The 16,790-nt window shown below is 62.8% G+C and carries 19 protein-coding genes; 11 read left to right on the top strand and 8 right to left on the bottom strand.

The window, feature by feature from the left end; genetic code table 11:
* Positions 1–4 precede the first annotated feature (4 nt).
* A complete protein-coding gene (locus CQ015_RS11395; RefSeq protein ID WP_105553430.1) occupies positions 5–1,327 on the bottom strand; it encodes an alanine racemase in 1,323 nt (440 codons plus the stop codon).
* A gap of 159 nt (positions 1,328–1,486) precedes the next feature.
* On the opposite strand from CQ015_RS11395, the gene CQ015_RS11390 reads away from it, so the two are divergent.
* From CQ015_RS11390 to CQ015_RS11380, 3 genes are read left to right on the top strand one after another with little or no spacing between them, the layout of a single operon-like run.
* The gene (locus CQ015_RS11390; RefSeq protein WP_105650161.1) at positions 1,487–2,500 is read left to right on the top strand and encodes a sugar kinase; all 1,014 of its coding nucleotides are present in this window, start codon (positions 1,487–1,489) and stop codon (positions 2,498–2,500) included.
* A complete protein-coding gene (locus CQ015_RS11385) occupies positions 2,497–3,258 on the top strand; it encodes an IclR family transcriptional regulator (protein ID WP_105569694.1) in 762 nt (253 codons plus the stop codon). The genes CQ015_RS11390 and CQ015_RS11385 overlap by 4 nt, the downstream gene beginning before the upstream one ends.
* Positions 3,255–3,656, top strand: a complete 402-nt coding sequence (locus CQ015_RS11380) for a RidA family protein (protein WP_105553433.1) — start codon at positions 3,255–3,257, stop codon at positions 3,654–3,656. Before CQ015_RS11385 ends, CQ015_RS11380 begins: the two co-directional genes overlap by 4 nt.
* A gap of 263 nt (positions 3,657–3,919) precedes the next feature.
* On the opposite strand, the gene CQ015_RS11375 is transcribed toward CQ015_RS11380, so the two are convergent.
* Positions 3,920–4,213, bottom strand: a complete 294-nt coding sequence (locus CQ015_RS11375; RefSeq protein WP_105650160.1) for a DUF6966 domain-containing protein — start codon at positions 4,211–4,213, stop codon at positions 3,920–3,922.
* A 325-nt stretch (positions 4,214–4,538) separates the two neighbouring features.
* Positions 4,539–5,189 carry an alpha/beta hydrolase gene (locus tag CQ015_RS11370; protein WP_105569696.1) on the bottom strand — a complete coding sequence of 217 codons (651 nt, stop codon included), beginning with the start codon at positions 5,187–5,189 and terminating at the stop codon, positions 4,539–4,541.
* A 215-nt stretch (positions 5,190–5,404) separates the two neighbouring features.
* Here CQ015_RS11370 and CQ015_RS11365 point away from each other — a divergent pair, with 215 nt between their 5' ends.
* Positions 5,405–5,797 (top strand): VOC family protein, encoded by a 393-nt coding sequence (locus tag CQ015_RS11365; RefSeq protein WP_105569697.1) that lies wholly within the window; start codon positions 5,405–5,407, stop codon positions 5,795–5,797.
* Positions 5,798–5,801: 4 nt separating this feature from the next.
* On the opposite strand, the gene CQ015_RS11360 is transcribed toward CQ015_RS11365, so the two are convergent.
* The 5 genes from CQ015_RS11360 to CQ015_RS11340 form a co-directional block, all read right to left on the bottom strand.
* A complete protein-coding gene (locus tag CQ015_RS11360; RefSeq protein ID WP_181148430.1) occupies positions 5,802–6,584 on the bottom strand; it encodes an IclR family transcriptional regulator C-terminal domain-containing protein in 783 nt (260 codons plus the stop codon).
* 98 nt (positions 6,585–6,682) lie between these two features.
* A complete protein-coding gene (locus tag CQ015_RS11355) occupies positions 6,683–7,339 on the bottom strand; it encodes a 3-oxoacid CoA-transferase subunit B (protein WP_105650159.1) in 657 nt (218 codons plus the stop codon).
* Positions 7,339–8,010 carry a 3-oxoacid CoA-transferase subunit A gene (locus CQ015_RS11350; RefSeq protein ID WP_105553438.1) on the bottom strand — a complete coding sequence of 224 codons (672 nt, stop codon included), beginning with the start codon at positions 8,008–8,010 and terminating at the stop codon, positions 7,339–7,341. The genes CQ015_RS11355 and CQ015_RS11350 overlap by 1 nt, the downstream gene beginning before the upstream one ends.
* 41 nt (positions 8,011–8,051) lie before the next feature.
* The gene (locus tag CQ015_RS11345) at positions 8,052–9,263 is read right to left on the bottom strand and encodes a thiolase family protein (protein ID WP_105553439.1); all 1,212 of its coding nucleotides are present in this window, start codon (positions 9,261–9,263) and stop codon (positions 8,052–8,054) included.
* A gap of 175 nt (positions 9,264–9,438) precedes the next feature.
* A complete protein-coding gene (locus CQ015_RS11340) occupies positions 9,439–10,143 on the bottom strand; it encodes a DUF6318 family protein (protein WP_105553440.1) in 705 nt (234 codons plus the stop codon).
* Between the two features lie 176 nt (positions 10,144–10,319).
* Here CQ015_RS11340 and CQ015_RS11335 point away from each other — a divergent pair, with 176 nt between their 5' ends.
* The 7 genes from CQ015_RS11335 to pcaC all read left to right on the top strand — a co-directional run bounded on the left by CQ015_RS11335 (position 10,320) and on the right by pcaC (position 16,790).
* Positions 10,320–11,066: an IclR family transcriptional regulator gene (locus CQ015_RS11335; protein ID WP_105553441.1), complete on the top strand. Its 747-nt coding sequence runs from the start codon at positions 10,320–10,322 to the stop codon at positions 11,064–11,066.
* Positions 11,067–11,377: 311 nt separating this feature from the next.
* Complete coding sequence (locus tag CQ015_RS11330) at positions 11,378–12,574, top strand: 4-hydroxybenzoate 3-monooxygenase (RefSeq protein WP_105650157.1); 1,197 nt, start codon at positions 11,378–11,380, stop codon at positions 12,572–12,574.
* A 58-nt stretch (positions 12,575–12,632) separates the two neighbouring features.
* Positions 12,633–13,466, top strand: coding sequence for a protocatechuate 3,4-dioxygenase subunit beta (gene pcaH / locus CQ015_RS11325; RefSeq protein WP_105650156.1), 834 nt, complete (start codon positions 12,633–12,635; stop codon positions 13,464–13,466).
* Positions 13,467–14,060, top strand: a complete 594-nt coding sequence (pcaG, locus tag CQ015_RS11320; RefSeq protein ID WP_105650155.1) for a protocatechuate 3,4-dioxygenase subunit alpha — start codon at positions 13,467–13,469, stop codon at positions 14,058–14,060.
* A gap of 104 nt (positions 14,061–14,164) precedes the next feature.
* Complete coding sequence (locus tag CQ015_RS11315; RefSeq protein WP_258133987.1) at positions 14,165–15,595, top strand: lyase family protein; 1,431 nt, start codon at positions 14,165–14,167, stop codon at positions 15,593–15,595.
* Complete coding sequence (locus tag CQ015_RS11310; protein WP_105569707.1) at positions 15,577–16,374, top strand: alpha/beta fold hydrolase; 798 nt, start codon at positions 15,577–15,579, stop codon at positions 16,372–16,374. The genes CQ015_RS11315 and CQ015_RS11310 overlap by 19 nt, the downstream gene beginning before the upstream one ends.
* A gap of 17 nt (positions 16,375–16,391) precedes the next feature.
* Positions 16,392–16,790 carry a 4-carboxymuconolactone decarboxylase gene (pcaC, locus tag CQ015_RS11305; protein ID WP_105569708.1) on the top strand — a complete coding sequence of 133 codons (399 nt, stop codon included), beginning with the start codon at positions 16,392–16,394 and terminating at the stop codon, positions 16,788–16,790.

Raw genomic sequence — 16,790 nt, 5'->3', positions numbered from 1 at the left:
TTCCTTAGAAAAAGGTGCGCACGGCATCAACGATGCGCGGGTTGCTGTTGGCAGCCGTATCGAGCACCGGCAGCAGGGTCCATTTATCCAGTGCCGTACACGGGTGGGAGAGTCCCAGACGGACTACATCCCCGGGGTTGATCTTCAGCGACGGGTCAAAGCTGAGGAAAGCATGCTGGTCGTTGACCGCAGTGATTGCCGCCGATTCCAGTGCTGTCATCTCTCTGCCTAACCCGGTGCCGACTGCCTGTGGCACGGGCAATCCCTCGTCAAAGGGAAGGTCACGCTTACCGGCGTCCAGGATGGCCAGGCCCGGCTCAGGTTGGGACACCACTCGGACCCAGGCATGCATGGCCGAACGCAGGGCTTCGGGAGCTTCTGGATCCTGTCGCCCCAATGGGGAGATCATCCGGTAGAAGCCGTCGTCGTGAATCACATAGGCACCCGATCGCAGCACCACCTGCACCGCGGGGACCTGATCGGTAGCTTCTTGGCTCAGTTCGGACAATTCGGAGGCAACCTCGTCGAAATAGGCACTGCCGCCGGCGGTGATGATCACCTCGTCCGTGCCGTAGAGCTTTTCATCCAGCGCGGATCGGTGCAATTCTCCGACTCGGCGCAGGTAACCACGCACGGCACCGAGTGCTACTTCGTCGGTGGTATGCGCCAGTGAGCCTTCGTAGCCGCCTACGCCAGCCAACGCCAATTGCGGCGAGGCGGCAACGGATCGTGCGATCTCCAGCGCTTCGGTGTTGGCACGTGCGCCGGTGCGTCCATTCAGGGCGCCGAGCTCGACGATTACTGGAAGGACAATCTGCGGCGTTGTGGCCAATTCACGCTCCAGCAGCCGGACCGTCCGCACCGAGTCGACCCAGGAAATGATCTGCGCGCCCTTGGCGGTTTCGGCCGCTAGATACGCGATGGCCTGTGGATCGGTGACTGAATTTGCGATCATGATCCGCTGCACGCCGAAGGCCCGGGCGGTGCGCAATTGGTGGGCATTGGCCAAGGTCAAGCCCCAGGCGCCCAACTCGAGCTGGCGTTTCCACAGTGCCGGGGCCATGGTGGTTTTGCCATGGGGTGCCAACAGCACCGAGTGCCGTTTGCACCAGCTGGCCAGCAACTGGAGGTTATGCGCCATGGCCGCCTCGTCGAGGGTCAGCACCGGGGTCTGCAGGTTGCCCAGATGTGGCTCCGCAGCCAGGAATTCGTCGACGGTACGGCCGTGGAAAGCCGCCGGGATCGCCTGATGCCGCCAATCGAGGGTTTCCGCGGACAGCTCAGCGACGTGCTGGACGTCGATCTGCTCGTTGCTGGATGAAACCATTACTAAAACCCCTTCATTGCGTATATCGCAATCATGATTGCAAATGTTGCCTGGATATGTTTAGCATTGATCCCGTGATCCCGTCAATGCTTTATCGAGACTTGACTCACCACCCGGCGTCGATCACCGATAAACCCTCAACCCATAAGGAAGTAGCGCATGAGCGATGTGATTTGCCTCGGAGAAACCATGGCGATGGTGACTCCGGCCAACGGCTCAGCCTTGCATCACGCCCACGAGATGGCTTTGGCCATGGGCGGGGCCGAATCCAACGTGGCGCTCGGCTTGGCAGCCATGGGTGTAGATGTTTCCTGGGTATCACGGGTGGGGGCCGATGATTTCGGGTCGCGAATCACCGAAGAACTAAACGCCGGGGGCGTGGACACTTCCCTCGTTGAGTCTGACGATCGTCGTCCCACGGGGCTCTATGTCAAGGCTCCGGCACACGATCGATCCCCCGCCAAGGTCCTGTACTACCGCGCCGGTTCGGCAGCGAGCGCCATGGATCGCGCCTTCCTCCGCCACCCGTGCCGGGCGACTGCACTGCGCGCCGTGAAGTTGATCCACCTCTCCGGAATTACCGCAGCGCTCTCGGACTCCTGTGCTGAGATGATGCTCGAGCTCTGCTCCGCACCACGCCAAGCCCGGATCTGCTTCGATGTCAATTGGAGGTCTCAGCTGTGGCAGGGCCGCGATGCCTCGCTGCTGCAGAAGTTGGCCAATAAGGCCGATGTCGTCATGGTGGGGCTGGACGAAGCCGAACTGGCCTTCGGCACCAGCGATGAACAACGCATTCGCCAGCTGCTACCAGATCCTTCGATCCTGGTACTGAAAAATGAATCCACCAGCGCTATCGCGCTGACCCCGGAAGGACGCTTTGAAGTGCCTTCCTTACAAGTTGATGTAATCGAGCCCGTCGGGGCAGGAGATTCCTTTGCGGCCGGCTTCCTCTCCGGCCTGCTGGCTGGACTCACCACACACCGGGCCTTGCGCCGCGGCCACCTTGCGGCAGCCTGCACCCTCACGGTGCGCGCTGACCGCGGCGATCTCCCCCCGGCAGAGGTGATTTCGCACCTGCTGCAGCTTCAGGAATCCCAGTGGAGCGGTACAGTCCTTTCAGCTGAAGGCATTAGTGTTTTCGGTGAACAGATCTACCGTAAAGGAATATCGTGAGCGCCACACTCAAGCGCGCGCTAGGGCTACTGAACCTTATCGCCACTGAACCGCAAAGCTTGGACGACATCGCGGCCGATAGCCAAGTGCACAAGACTACAATCATGCGCCAGTTGCACACCTTGGAAGAATGCCGCTTCGTGGTGCGCAACGACCAAGGCAAGTACCAATTGGGGTCCAAGCTCTTTGAACTATCCTCACTCGCCCTGGAACAGCGAAATATCGTTCAGGTAGCCCATCCGCATCTGACCGCACTAAACCGGCTAACGGGACAGACCATCCACCTGGCCGCTTTCGAAGGCCCCGAGGTGGTGTACATCGACAAGCTGGAGTCCCGGCACTCGGTACGCATGTATTCCCGCATCGGCTTGACCGCGTCGCTGCATGCCACCGCGGTGGCCAAGGTGCTGCTCTCGGAGCTGCCCGTAGAACGACGTCAGCACATTGCCGAGTCGCTGAATTACCACCGCTACACAAAGCACACGTTAAGCAACGCCGAAGATTTTCTGACGGCCTTGGATACCGTCGAACGACAGGGCTTCGCTTTCGACAACCGAGAGCATGAAGAATTTGTGCACTGCGTCGCCGTGCCAATCCGGGACGCTAGCAGCCATGTCGTGGCCGCCGTCTCATGCTCGGTACCGGTGGTATTGCTGAGCCAGGAAGAGCTGCTGGCCCTAGTGCCAGAGATCAAATCCGTTGCCGAGGCGATTTCCGCCGACCTCGGCTTCATCCCAACCGAAAGGAAAACCTTATGAATAAGGAAATCGTCCGGACTGACAACGCCCCTGCCCCGGCGCATACCTTCAGCCAAGGAATCAAGAAAGGTGGCATGTTTCAGGTATCCGGCCAAGGCCCAATGGATCCGGTGAGCAACGAATACATCGCCGCCGGCGATGTCAAGGGACAGACTCGGCGTACCTTGGAAAACGTCAAGGCCATCTTGGAAGCTGGCGGTTCCTCAGTAGAGGATGTCATCATGTTCCGTGTTTACCTGACCACGCGCGATGACTTTGCCGCCATGAACGAGGTGTACGGCGAGTTCATCAAGGAGAACGTCCCAAGCGGCCAGCTTCCGAGCCGCACCACGGTGTTTGTCGACCTGCCGCACGAGGTTATGCTCGTGGAAATCGATGCTTTGGCCGTAACCGCCTAAGCTCTTTCACACCCTGCCAATGCAGTCCCACGGGCTTTCCCTTGGGACTGCATTTTCTGTGTTGAGCGTTCAACGTTGCGGCGCAGTCATCAAATGCGCGGAACTGGCAATCCGATTCGCACTTCACCCACCGACAGGAGACCCGAACGGACCGGACCCTAGGCGGTTTCGAGTTGTCGGGGTTTGCCGCGGCGTTCGGCCGTCGCGCCAATGCGCTGCCGGTAAATTTGCCTCATTCTTCCGGCGGGCTCAACGAGCCGCGATTAGTCCCGCAGCAACCACGAGCGGGCTGCGCTAAGCGCACGGCGCAGTCCGTCCACGGCCTCGGCCATGACCGCGGTACCCACGTCTTGGAAAGATCCCATTCCGCCACGATAGAGCTCCAGGGCCTGCCTGGCCGCCTCGCGCAATTGCGCACGGGATTCAACGTTTTCAAAGAGTCCATCGAGCCAGTGCGCCGCATGGGCGCGCTGCGGATCCTGGTCGTGTGCCGCGGCGCGATGCAGTTTCGCGATTGCCTCGCGGATTTCAATCAACGTTCGTTCTACCGTGGCCATGAACCAAGATTACCCGTGCCCGCCAAGGCTACTGCTTCGGCGCTGCGCGCACCGCCGGCAGAACATCCGTGGCCAGCGGCCCGATTCAGCTCAGCGCTTGCCCCGGCGACAGCCCACCAAGCCCTACTCCGGGCCAGAAAAAAGGGATGCCTCATAGCTTAAAAGGATTCACGATCCAGATGTCCGGGTTCTTCCGCACCTATCCGCAGCAGCAGATCCAGCTTCTCTTCAGAGTATTCGCCGTAGCGCTCCGGCAACTGGCTTTGGGCGCCGCTGGCCGGTTCACCGAAATCGAAGGTCCCGATCGTGAAAGGCGCCGGCGGGCTCAGCCCTTGGCGGCTGGCAAGGCGGCCAGCGCCTCGGTGACGTGGCTGCGCACGTCGTCCAGTTCCTCGATGTTGATCCCGTGGGCCAGGCCCGGGTAGGTGCGCTCGGTCAGCGACGAGTGCTGGGGCAGGAAGTCGGTGGTGCGCGCGATCGCCACCGGGGCGATCACCCGGTCCTCGGTGCCGCGGCCCCAGAACACTGCCGGACGCTGAGCGGCGAGCCGGGCATCGGCCGGCTGTTCGCCGCCGAGCACAAATCCGCCGAGGATCGTGGTGGCAACTACGCGCTCCGGACGGGTGCGCAGCAGCTGGCTGGCCATCAGACCGCCCTGCGAGAACCCGATCGGGATGACCTTCGTGCCGGCATCGACGTTTTCATCGATCCAAGCCCAGATGGCTGCGGTGGCCGCCTCGACGGGAGCCGCGTCGGGCACTCCCGGGGTGGTGATCTGGAACCAAGCGGCGCCGCCGTTGCCGAGTTCCAGCGGAGCGCGAAGCGATGCCCAAGGCAGCTTGAACCCGAGCGGCTCCGCCAGCGAGCTCAGATCGTTTTCGTTGGAGCCGAAGCCGTGCAAGAACAGGATTACCGCGCCGGGTTCGGCGGTGCGGTTCCAGTCTGCCGAACGGATGTCGCTCAGTAGGTCGGTCATGGCGGATCAACTCCTCGTGATTTACGTCCGGGCCGGGCCCGGCGATGGCTGGGTTTCCGTGGCCGCTTAGTCGCGGCAACGGACTCCGCTATGACAACATTACAGGTTTTAGTTGAAGTTACAACAAATATTTTGTCAGCCTCCATATTCTCCACCGGAGATCTGCGCCTCCGCGGCGCTAGGCTGCACAGCGGCCGCCGGATAGATTGGTGCCCATGGAAATCCTTTCAAGCCGAGTGCTGCTGCGGCCCGTGAACCTGGCCGAAACCCAGAGCTTCTACCGCGACGTGCTGCAGTTGGCGGTGTCCCGCGAATTCGGCCCGCCCGAGCACCGCGGCGAGGTGTTTTTCCTCGGCAACGGACTGCTGGAGGTCTCCGGCCAACGCGACCCGGCGACCGCCTCCTCCCTGGTGTTGTGGATCCAGGTCCGCGATGTGGAGGCCCAGCTGGAGCGGCTGGCTGGCCAGGGAGTGCCCATCCTCCGCGAAGCGCTCACAGAGCCATGGGGGCTCATCGAAGGCTGGATCCAGGATCCCGACGGGACCCGCATCGTGCTGGTACAGGTTCCCGAGCACCACCCGATCCGGCGCGATGCGCGCGAGCTGTAGCTGCTCAGCGGCTCGCGGCCAGGGCTTCGCGCACCTGCTCGGCGGCCCTCAGCAATTCGGGAAGGACGGCTTCCGCCGCCTGTTCGGCGCTCAACGCCGATTTGGGGTGCACGCTCATCGACACATTCATCGCGGCCGCCACGCTTGCCTCCGAAGTGAAAACCGGGACCGCCACCGAGCGCAACCCGATTTCCAGCTCCTGGTCCACCACGGCGAACCCCTGCGCGCGGATCCGCTCCAGCTCCACGCGCAACTGATCCGCGCTGCCGATGCCCAGCCCGGTGGTCGCATGAACCCCGGCAGCCAGCACTGATTCGCGCACCGTTTCGGGCTGGTAGGCCAGGAGGACCCGGCCCATCGAGGTATTCACCGCGGGGAACCGAGTGCCCACCGAGATCCCGACTCGCATGATCGAGCGGGTATGCACGCGGGCAATGTAGACGATTTCGGTTCCGTCCAATACCGAGGCCGAAGCCGACTCATGGACCGTTGCGGAGAGCTCTTCCAATACCGGCTCGATCAGCTGCGGCAACGTGGCACTGGAAAGGTAGGCGTAGCCAAGCTGCAAAACCTTGGAGGTCAGTTCGAAATGCTTGCCGTCAGAACGGACGTAGCCCAGATCTTGCAGGGTCAGCAGAAAGCGGCGTGCGGTGGCGCGCGATAGCGAAGTGCGCACCGCGACCTCGGAGAGGGTCATCGACGGATGCTCAGCGTCGAAGCTGCTGATCACCTGGAGACCCCGCGCTAAGGACTGGACCGACGTACTATTTGCTGCCTGCTCGCTCACCGTGCTCCTTGCACGCGCCTTACCGTGCGGCGCGCGGGTTATGAAAATTGGGGGTGCCCCGAAATCATTCGGAAGCACCCCCACTAATCTACTGTGTTCTAGGCCTTGGTTAGTTCTACCGGCACCTTGGCCTGCAGTTCCTCGAAGCTGAGTCCATGGCTGGAGCGCACGAAGACCTTTGAATCGCGCAGTTCGAAGATCGCCACCTCGGTGTAGATCCGCGAGACGCAGCCCAATCCGGTCACCGGGTAGGACAGCGCTTCGACAAGTTTTGATTCACCGGTCTTGGTGAACAGGCTCATCATCACCCAGGTCTGCTTCGCGCCGATGGCCAGATCCATGGCTCCGCCGACGGCAGGAATCGCGCCTTCTGCCCCGGTGTGCCAATTGGCCAGGTCTCCGGCACCGGATACCTGGAAAGCTCCGAGTACGCAGACATCCAGGTGCCCGCCGCGCATCATGGCGAAGGAATCGGCATGGTGGAAGAAGGAGGCCCCGGGAAGTTCGGTCACCGGGATCTTGCCGGCGTTGATCAGGTCCTCGTCGACGTCCTCTCCGGTGGCCACCGGCCCCATGCCCAGCATTCCGTTTTCGGTGTGCAGGGTAACTCCCTGTTCACCGGTCAGGAAGTTGGATACGTTGGTCGGCTGGCCGATGCCGAGGTTGACGTAGGCACCGGCAGGAATGTCTGCGGCGACGCGCTGGGCCATTTCGTCCCGGCTCAGTTTTTCTTCGGTGCTGGAGTAGTTGCTCATTACTTAGTTCCTCCAAGTGCCACGACGGTATCCACGTAGATGCCCGGGGTGATGACGTTCTCCGGGTCAAGGCTGCCAGCTTGGACAACCTCGTCCACCTGCACGATTGCCTGCTTGGCCGCGGTGGCCATGATTGGGCCGAAGTTCCGGGCGGTCTTGCGGTACACCAGGTTGCCCAGCGTGTCGGCCTTCAGCGCCTTGATCAATGCGAAATCCGCGTTGATCGGGGTTTCCAGGACATAGCCCTTGCCGTCGATGACGCGGGTTTCCTTGCCTTCGGCCAGCAGCGTGCCGTAGCCGGTCGGGGTGAAGAAGCCGCCGATCCCGGCGCCTGCGGCGCGGATGCGCTCGGCCAGGTTGCCCTGCGGAACGAGTTCGAGCTCGATCTCGCCGGCCCGGTAGGCCTCGTCGAAGTGCCAGGAGTCGGACTGGCGCGGGAAGGAACAGATGATCTTCTTGACTCGGCGTTCCTTGATCAGCAGCGCGAGCCCGGCATCGGCCTGGCCCGCGTTGTTGTTGACCACGGTCAGCTCCTTGGCGCCGCACTCCATTAGCGCGTCGATCAGTTCCATCGGCTGGCCGGCGTTGCCGAAGCCGCCGATCAGGACGGTTGAGCCGTCCTTAATTTCGGCGACGGCGTCGGCCGCCGAGGTGGCAATACGTGGTGCCATAATTCTGCCTTTCTCGAAGTTTCCAGACCCAAGCAGCGGAACTACTTGGTTGCGTTTTCGTTCTCGACGACTACCGCCAGGCCCTGGCCGACACCGATGCAAATCGCTGCCACGCCGTAGCGCTCACCGGATTCCGCCAGGCGGCGGGCCACGGTGCCCAGGATGCGCAGGCCCGAGGCGCCCAATGGGTGGCCGATGGAGATGGCGCCGCCCCAGGCATTGACGATGGCCGGGTCGATATCCCAGGCGCGGATGCAGGCAAGGGACTGCGCCGCGAAGGCTTCGTTCAGCTCGACGGCGGCGATATCCGACCATTTCAGCCCGGCCTTGGACAGGGCCTTGTTCGCGGCCTCGACCGGTGCGAAGCCGAAGAACTGCGGATCCAGCGCGGAGGCGCCGTTGGACACGATGCGGGCCAGCGGGGCGGCGCCGAGCAGCTCGCCGCCACGCGCCGAGCCGATGAAGGCAGCCGAGGCGCCGTCGTTCATCGGCGAGGCGTTGCCGGCGGTGACCGTGGCGTTCTCGCCGGTGCGGAAGACGGTGCGCAGCTTGGCCAGGGTTTCGGCGGTGGAATCCGCGCGGATGGTTTCATCCCGGGTGAACTCGGTGCCGCGCTTGTTCGCCGGCGGCACCGAAACGACCAGATTGTCGTACTTGCCCGCGTCCCAGGCCGCTGCCGCCTGCTGGTGCGAAAGTGCGGAGAATTCGTCCTGATCCTCGCGGGTGATGCTGTGCTTTTCGCGCAGCTGCTCGGTGGCCTCGCCCAGCGAGACGGTCCATTGTCCCGGCATGGCCGGGTTGACCAGGCGCCAGCCCAGGGTAGTGTTCGCCAGCTCGAGATTGCTCATCGGGAAGGGGCGCTCGGTCTTCGGCAGCACCCATGGGGCGCGGCTCATCGATTCGACTCCGCCGAGCAGTACCAGGTCCGCGTCGCCGGTAGCGATCTGGCGGGAGGCCGCGATGGAGGCATCCAGCGAGGAGCCGCACAGGCGGTTCATCGTGGTGCCCGGCAGCGAGGTTGGCAGCCCGGCGAGCAGGGTGGCCATGCGGGCCACGTTGCGGTTTTCCTCGCCGGCGCCGTTGGCATTGCCGAAGATCGACTCGTCGATGTCTGCAACATCCAGCTTGGGAGCACGGGCTACCAGCTCGCGCACTACGTGCGCCGCGAGGTCGTCCGGACGGTGGGAGGAAAGGGCTCCGCCGATTTTGCCGAACGGGGTACGGATTGCGTCGTATAGGTAGGCCTGCTGCATGTATCCACTGCTCCATCGCTGCGTATTGTTCACATTGTGAACTTCTGTTCGTAGTATGAACTTTAGCAGTTGGCGAGCGTAGCTTCAAGGCTTCTTCACTTTGCAAAACTGCCGGTACGTGGCAAAAATGCCCTAATCGAGCGAGGCGATTAGGGCTCCGTGGGATCCAAGACTTTCACTGCGCGTTGACCATCACATCCAACGGCTGCCAGCCAGTTGAATCGACGAATTCCGGATTCGAAGCAACCAAACTGCAGATGGATCCGATGAATTCTCCGTCTTGATCGTAGGCAACCTCGTCCCAGTTCGAATCGACTTCATCGCATGAGACTGGTTCAATCCTTTTTGTTGTTTTGCCATCAGAGTCAATCACTTCGCCGGCGGCTCGCTCCAATTTGAGAATCGCCATGGAGACTTGCTCGGCCCCGTCTTCTTCGCCGAATTGGTCCGTAACACCTGAAACTTCTACAACAGAGAATTCACCGCCTTCGATGCGACCACCCGAAGCATAGGCATCATCGATCTGGACAGCTAGCTTCTCGCAAAGAATGCAATCCTGAGCAGAGAATTCCCTGAAGGGCTCGGTGTCTCCAGTTGCAACAGCGTAGTTCCGCAACTCAACCCAGTAGTTGGCTGCCGCCCCCAACCCCTTGTCGGTATTCTCAGCAAGCGCAGCAGGCTTTACTGGCTTCGCCGGCTGCGCAGGGGGCGATTCCAGGTGATCAGCTGGGATAGTCGATGACTCAGAAGTTGGCTGCTTCGACAATTCAGCCGAGGATTGGGCTTCGGTATCGCTTGATGCACTATCGCAACCACTCAGAGCTAGTGCCCCGACCATCGCGAGCGCCACTACGGTCTGTGCATTTTTCTGACCCATCATTCCCCTGCTATCGCTGTCGATTCTCTCAATGAAAAGAATCTATCCCCCTAAATGATTAAAATCGATGAATGAATAGTGAACAGTTAGTTCACCGGAAATTCAGGGAGAATGCTTGATCAACGAGCTGGAACACCAAGCAATCGGGTTCAGCGATTCTGCTGGAATAGAGTAGAGCCATGGCCAATTCGCCCAGCGGGGATTCAATGTTGGACCGCTTGGTGCGGATCCTGGATTCCTTTGACACGCAAAATCCAACGCTGACGGTCAATGCGCTGGCCCGCCGGGCGGACGTGCCCAGGGCAACCACCTACCGGTTGCTGGAAAGCATGATCGCCCACGGCCTGCTGGCCCGCGAGCCTGATGGCCAGGTGCGCCTGGGACTGCGGCTCTGGGAGCTGGCCAACCGCAGCGCTTCCACGCTGACCCTGCGCCAAGCGGCCCTGCCCTTCATGGAGGACATCAACCAGCTGGTGGGCCAGAATACTCAATTGGCGGTGCTGCACGAGGATGACGTATTGGTTATCGAGCGGCTCTCCCGACCCGGCTCCGTGGTCAACCAGGCCAATGTGGCCGGGCGGATGCCGGTGCATCTGACCTCCATGGGCATGGCATTGCTGGCCTACTCCCCCGCGAGCGTACTGGAGGGCTATCTCGAACGCCATGCAGAGGCCATGCTCTCCCGGCACCCGAAGCTGCGCCACGAGCTGGCGGAGATCCGGCGCAATGGGTTCGCGACCTTCGACGGGTTCATCGACCCGGAGTCCACCGGCGCCGCCGCACCGATCCTCGATAGCCATGGCCACGCGCTGGCCGTGCTGTCCGTGGTGGTTCCGCGGGGTTCCGATCTGCTGCCTTCGGCCGTCATGGCGCTGCGGACCGCGGCCCGTGGCATTTCCCGCGCCTTGGGGCCGGGGACAGAATAATTCGCGGACCGAAGTTGGCGAATACACGCACCGCCAACCCGGGTTTCTACGACCCCACCCTAAGCCAGCTCGGCGTTGCGCGCTATTGGCGGCCCGACAGTCCGACCGAGGCGCAAAGCCGTTCGTGGCAATCTCGAAATGAGCAGGCGTAACCAAAGAGCAAGTTTTCTCGTTCAATGAGACATCGAGTGCCGGCCCGATGGACTCCACCGCATCCTTGAGGAAGTTCCACCTCCTCGACCGCGCGCAGGAATTCCGGCAACGCCGCCGAAATTCGATGCGGATGGTCCCGCACAGATAGGCAGGTTCCCATGGTTCAGAGTCCACGGATCATCAAGACCAAGGTCGGCATTATCGGCGGCGGCCCCGCAGGCCTGATGCTCTCGCACCTACTTTCGAAGTCGGGCATCGACAACCTCGTCGTGGAAATGCGCGACCACGAGACGATCCGCAACACCCACCGCGCCGGCATCCTCGAAGCCCAGGCGGTCAAGATGCTCACCGACTCCGGTGTTGAGGGCCGCGTGCTCACCGAAGGCGATGAACACGCCGGCATCGACCTGCGTTTCAACGGCGAATCGCACCCGCTGGACTTCCGCGATCTGGTCGACGCGACGGTCACCCTCTACGCGCAGAACGAGGTCTTCGTGGATCTCGCCGCGGCCCGCCAGCGCGATGCCGGGGATGTGCGCTATTCCTGCGAGGTCACCGAGATCCTGGACATGGAGACCTCCACCCCGAAGTTCCGCTTCACCGACGCGGAGGGCAGCCTCTTCGAGGTGCACGCCGAGGTGCTCGTCGGGGCCGACGGGTCACGGTCCTTCGCACGCCGCCAGATGCCGGAAACTCTGCGCAAGGATTTTAAGGTCGCCTACCCCTTCGCCTGGTTCGGCATCCTCGCCAAGGCGCCAAAGTCCTCACCGGAATTGATCTACGCGAACTCCCCGCACGGCTTCGCGCTGATCTCCCAGCGCAGCGACACCGTGCAGCGCATGTATTTCCAATGCGACCCGAATGAAGACGTGAACGCCTGGAGCGATGACCGGATCTGGTCCGAACTGCAGCGCCGCGTTGCTGGCCCGGACAACTTCCAGTTGCAGACCGGGGAAATCTTCGATAAGACCGTGCTCGGCTTCCGCTCCTTTGTGCGCGAGCCGCTCTCTCACGGCCGGATGTTCCTGATCGGCGATGCCGGGCACACCGTTCCGCCCACCGGGGCCAAGGGCCTGAACCTCGCCTTTGCCGATGTGAAGGTGCTCTTCGAAGCGCTGGATTCCTACTTCTCCAGCGGCAGCGACAAGCTGCTGGGCGGCTATTCGGAGCTGGCCCTCAAGCGGGTCTGGAAGGCACAGAATTTCTCCTACTGGATGACCTCGATGCTGCACACCCCCGTTGGTGCCGATCCGTTCATGGCCCGGCGCGCCCTCGGCGAGCTGGATACCGTGACCTCCTCACGCTATGGCATGCAGTACCTGGCCGAGTCCTATACCGGCTGGCCGCACGCCTAGCCTTCACCCCAGCCTTTTCTCCACCACACCCGTACGCCCCCTTCGAAAGGAGCACGCAGTGAGCACCGAAACCACAGCTAACGAGACGTTCAACGATTCGCACGTGCTGGACCCCGCAGCCACGACGCTCTCGCAAGAATCCATCAGCCAGGAAATCACCGACATCCACGCGGCCTACCGCCAGTCGGTGGTCGAGGGCAAGAAAGCCGAGACGCAGCCGCGCATCGACTTCGCGCCCTACCGCTCCTCGCTGCTACGCCACCCCACGAAGAACCTGCACCACGTGGATCCCGAAACCATCGAGCTGCACTCCCCCGCCTTCGGCGAGCGCGACGTGCACGCCCTGGAATCGGATCTGACCATCCAGCACAACGGCGAGCCGATCGGCGAGCGCATCGTGGTCGCCGGGCGCGTGCTCGACGGCGACGGCCGCCCGGTCGCCGGGCAGCTCGTGGAAATCTGGCAAGCCAACGCCGCCGGACGCTACATCCACAAGCGCGACCAGCACCCGGCTCCGATCGACCCGAACTTTACCGGCGTGGGCCGCGCCATCACCGGCCCCAACGGCGAGTACTCCTTCACCACCATCAAGCCGGCACCCTACCCGTGGAAGAACCACCACAACGCCTGGCGTCCGGCGCACATCCACTTCTCGCTCTTCGGCACCGATTTCACCCAGCGCATGATCACCCAGATGTACTTCCCGGGCGACCCGCTCTTCTCGCTTGACCCGATCTACCAGGCGATCACCGACGCCGAGGCCCGCGACCGCCTGGTCGCCAGCTACGACCACTCGATCACCAGCCACGAATGGGCCACCGGCTACAACTGGGACATCGTGCTCACCGGGTCCAACCGGACCTGGATGGAAGATGAAGAGGGAGAGAACTAAATGCCTCAGGCAGCAAACACCCAGGCCCCGGCGCTGAAGCTGGCCCCCACCCCGGGACAGACCATCGGCCCGTTCTACGGCTACGCGATGCCCTTCGACAAGGACAACGAGCTGGTCAACCAGGCCAACCCGAACTCCGTCCGCTTGCATGGGGTCATCACCGACGGCAAGGGCGAGGTGATCCCGGACGCTCTGCTGGAAATCTGGCAGGCCGACGAGCACGGCAACGTGGTCTCCAAGGACGGCTCGCTGGTCCGTGACGGCTACACCTTCACCGGGTGGGGCCGCACGGCGGTGGACAACGTCGGGCACTACACCTTCACCACGCTGAACCCGGGTGCCACCGAGGAGGGCAAGGCGCCGTTCATCATGCTCACCGTTTTCGCCCGCGGCCTGCTGAACCGGTTGTTCACCCGCATCTACCTGCCCGAGGACACCGCGGCGCTGGCCAGCGATCCGTTGCTCGCCGCGTTGGATGACGAACAGCGCCGAACGCTGATCGCAACCCGCGAAGAAGATGGTTCGTTACGCTTTGATATTCGCCTGCAAGGAGATCTGGAAACGGTGTTCCTCTCCTACCCACGCGGGAGTTAAGCCCCGCCGCACGGCCCCGTTGGAGCGCACCTGCAACCGTAGAAATTCGGTGCAGGTGCGCCGACGGGGATTTGCCCGTTGCCGGGCACTAACATTTGAACCACATGGATAATGAATTGAGGGACCCTATGGACACCGTGGATTACGGGGTGCTCTCCCCCGCATGGGCCGGAACTCCGGCGGCAGCCACCGCCAGCGACGTGGCCTTTGTCCAGGCGATGCTCGATGTGGAGGCCGGCTGGGCCAGGGTTCAGGCAGATGCAGGCCTGTGCACCCCCGAAGACGCGCACGCCGTAGCCAATGCCGCCCGGGTGGCCCGCTATGACCTGAAGCTGCTTGCCGCGAAGACCCCGGATGGCGCCAATGCGCTCATCCCGCTGCTGGGCATGATGCGCGAACGGCTCACCGAGGACAACGCGCCGAAGAGCGCTGGCACCGCGCTGCACCGGGGAGCCACCAGCCAGGACATTATCGATTCCGCGCTGATGCTCGTCCTCTCGCGCACCCTGCGCTCCACCCTCGCCGACCTGCGCAGTACCGCGCGCGGCCTGGCCGCGCTGGCCGAAGAGCACCGCGGGACGCTGTGCATTGCACGCTCGCTGACGCAGCACGCGCTGCCAACCACCTTCGGCTGGAAGGCGGCCAGCTGGTTGTCCGCAGTGCTCAGCGCTGAGCAGCAGCTGTCCCACACCGAAAGCCAGCTATCCCTTCAATGGGGTGGCGCCGTGGGCACCCTCGCCTCGCTGGAGCAGTTCCTCGGTGACCGCCCGGAGCTGAACACCGGCTCCGCAGAGCTGAGCACCAAGCTGGCCGAGGTCCTGGGACTTGCCGATGCGGGGACACCATGGCATACCAACCGCCTGCCCATCGTGCAGGCAGGCTCGGCCTTGGCCGCCTGCATCGCGGCACTGGGAAGTTTTGGCGCGGATGTGCTCACCGCATCCCGCCCGGAAATCGGTGAGCTGTCCGAACCGCGCGAAGCTGGCAAGGGCGGTTCCTCGGCGATGCCGCAAAAGCAGAATCCGGTGCGTTCGGTCTTGCTGCGCAATGCCGCGATCAGCGCCCCGGGGCTCGCCGCCACCCTGTTTGCCGCCGCCGGCAGCGCGGTGGATGAACGCCCCGATGGCGGCTGGCACTCCGAATGGAGCGCCCTGCGCGAACTGTTGCGGCTGGCCTCCGGTGCGGCTCACCATGCCGCCGCGCTCGCCACCGGGCTCACGGTCAACGCACCCGCGATGGAGCGCAACCTGAAGCTGGGCGGCGATGCGATTCTCTCCGAACGCCTCGCCATGGTCCTCGCCCCGCTTGTCAGCGGCGGCAAACCAGCCATTCAGGCCTTGGTCCTGCGATCGCTGACCGATCAGATCAGCCTGCGTGAGCTGTTGAGATTAGAGATCTCCTCACACGATCTAACCGATGAAGAACTTTCCGAATTACTGGATCCGGCGGGCTACCTCGGTGCCGCGGATCGTTTCACTACAACCGTTCTCGCCGATTACTCGGCACGAAAGGAATTATGGCAGTCCCACACTTAACCCCGTCTCTGCTGCACACCGACAAGAACCTGCCAACGCTGGTTGTTGGTCCCTCGCTGGGTACTTCCTCCCTGCACCTGTGGGGACCTGCGGTTCCCGCACTGATGGATCACTTCCAGATCGTTGCCTGGGACCTTCCCGGCCACGGCGCGAGCAAGCCATCCACCGAAGAGTTCTCCCTGGGCGAGCTGGCCACCGGGGTGATCACCATGATCGATGCGCTGCGCGCCGATTCGGTCATCTCCGAAGACAGCAAGCTGTACTACGCCGGCGTTTCGGTTGGCGGAGCAACGGCCTTGCAACTGGCGGTTGACTACCCGGGTACCTTCGACGGGCTCTCTTCCATCTGCGCCGCGGCTAAGATCGGAACCCCTGAGGGCTGGACCGAACGAGCAGAGCTCGTTGCGAAGGCAGGCACCCCCACCATGATTGCCGGTTCCGCGCAGCGCTGGTTCGCCCCGGGGTTCATCGAAAAACAACCGGTCATCTCCACCGACCTCCTGCACAATCTGCAGGACGCAGATCGTTTCGCCTACGCCCATGTCTGTGGCGCGCTGGCAGGATTCGACGTGCGCGAACGCCTTGCGGCAACGACCGACCCGATCCTCGCCATCAACGGCGCCCAGGACCAGGTCTGCCCGCCGGCGGATGCAGAATTCATTGCCGAAAACGCTCCGCAGGGAACCGCAGCGGTCATTGATTCCGCCGCGCATCTGGCACCGGCCGAAGCGCCTGAAGAAACCGCGGCCCTGCTGGTTGATTTCTTCACCGCCAACTAAGAAAGGTTGCCAGAGACATGTCAGATTCCCAGCGTCAGCCCGGAGATTCCTATGATGCGGGCATGGTGGTGCGCCGCGAGGTACTCGGAAGCGAACACGTAGATCGCTCCACCAATAACTCGAACGAGTTCACCGACGAATTCCAGGAAATGATCACCCGCTACGCCTGGGGCACCATCTGGACGCGTGACGGACTGCCGCGCACCACGCGCAGCGCCATCACCCTGACCGCCATGATCGCCGGCGGCTACTGGGAAGAGCTGGAAATGCATGTGCATGCCGCCCTGCGCAACGGCATGACCGCCGAAGAAATCAAGGAAGTCTTCCTGCAGTGCGCAATCTACTGCTCGGTGCCTGCAGCGAACGTCGCGTTCAAAATCGGCAAGAAGGTGCTGGACGAATACGCGAACGAGTAG

Source organism: Arthrobacter sp. MYb221 (genome assembly GCF_002979835.1).
GTDB lineage: Bacteria > Actinomycetota > Actinomycetes > Actinomycetales > Micrococcaceae > Glutamicibacter.
Note: the sequence above shows the minus strand (reverse complement) of the source record. Positions and strands in the feature narration are given on the sequence as shown.

Bases quoted from the DNA above. Each gene is read 5' to 3' on its own strand.
- CQ015_RS11340 (WP_105553440.1), bottom strand. From the start codon at position 10,143: ATGATGGGTCAGAAAAATGCACAGACCGTAGTGGCGCTCGCGATGGTC.
- CQ015_RS11365 (WP_105569697.1), top strand. From the start codon at position 5,405: ATGGAAATCCTTTCAAGCCGAGTGCTGCTGCGGCCCGTGAACCTGGCC.
- CQ015_RS11330 (WP_105650157.1), top strand. From the start codon at position 11,378: ATGGTTCAGAGTCCACGGATCATCAAGACCAAGGTCGGCATTATCGGC.
- pcaC (WP_105569708.1), top strand. From the start codon at position 16,392: ATGTCAGATTCCCAGCGTCAGCCCGGAGATTCCTATGATGCGGGCATG.
- CQ015_RS11390 (WP_105650161.1), top strand. From the start codon at position 1,487: ATGAGCGATGTGATTTGCCTCGGAGAAACCATGGCGATGGTGACTCCG.
- pcaG (WP_105650155.1), top strand. From the start codon at position 13,467: ATGCCTCAGGCAGCAAACACCCAGGCCCCGGCGCTGAAGCTGGCCCCC.
- CQ015_RS11375 (WP_105650160.1), bottom strand. From the start codon at position 4,213: ATGGCCACGGTAGAACGAACGTTGATTGAAATCCGCGAGGCAATCGCG.
- CQ015_RS11350 (WP_105553438.1), bottom strand. From the start codon at position 8,010: ATGGCACCACGTATTGCCACCTCGGCGGCCGACGCCGTCGCCGAAATT.
- CQ015_RS11335 (WP_105553441.1), top strand. From the start codon at position 10,320: ATGGCCAATTCGCCCAGCGGGGATTCAATGTTGGACCGCTTGGTGCGG.
- CQ015_RS11315 (WP_258133987.1), top strand. From the start codon at position 14,165: ATGGATAATGAATTGAGGGACCCTATGGACACCGTGGATTACGGGGTG.
- CQ015_RS11370 (WP_105569696.1), bottom strand. From the start codon at position 5,189: ATGACCGACCTACTGAGCGACATCCGTTCGGCAGACTGGAACCGCACC.
- CQ015_RS11310 (WP_105569707.1), top strand. From the start codon at position 15,577: ATGGCAGTCCCACACTTAACCCCGTCTCTGCTGCACACCGACAAGAAC.
- CQ015_RS11380 (WP_105553433.1), top strand. From the start codon at position 3,255: ATGAATAAGGAAATCGTCCGGACTGACAACGCCCCTGCCCCGGCGCAT.
- CQ015_RS11355 (WP_105650159.1), bottom strand. From the start codon at position 7,339: ATGAGCAACTACTCCAGCACCGAAGAAAAACTGAGCCGGGACGAAATG.
- CQ015_RS11345 (WP_105553439.1), bottom strand. From the start codon at position 9,263: ATGCAGCAGGCCTACCTATACGACGCAATCCGTACCCCGTTCGGCAAA.
- CQ015_RS11395 (WP_105553430.1), bottom strand. From the start codon at position 1,327: ATGGTTTCATCCAGCAACGAGCAGATCGACGTCCAGCACGTCGCTGAG.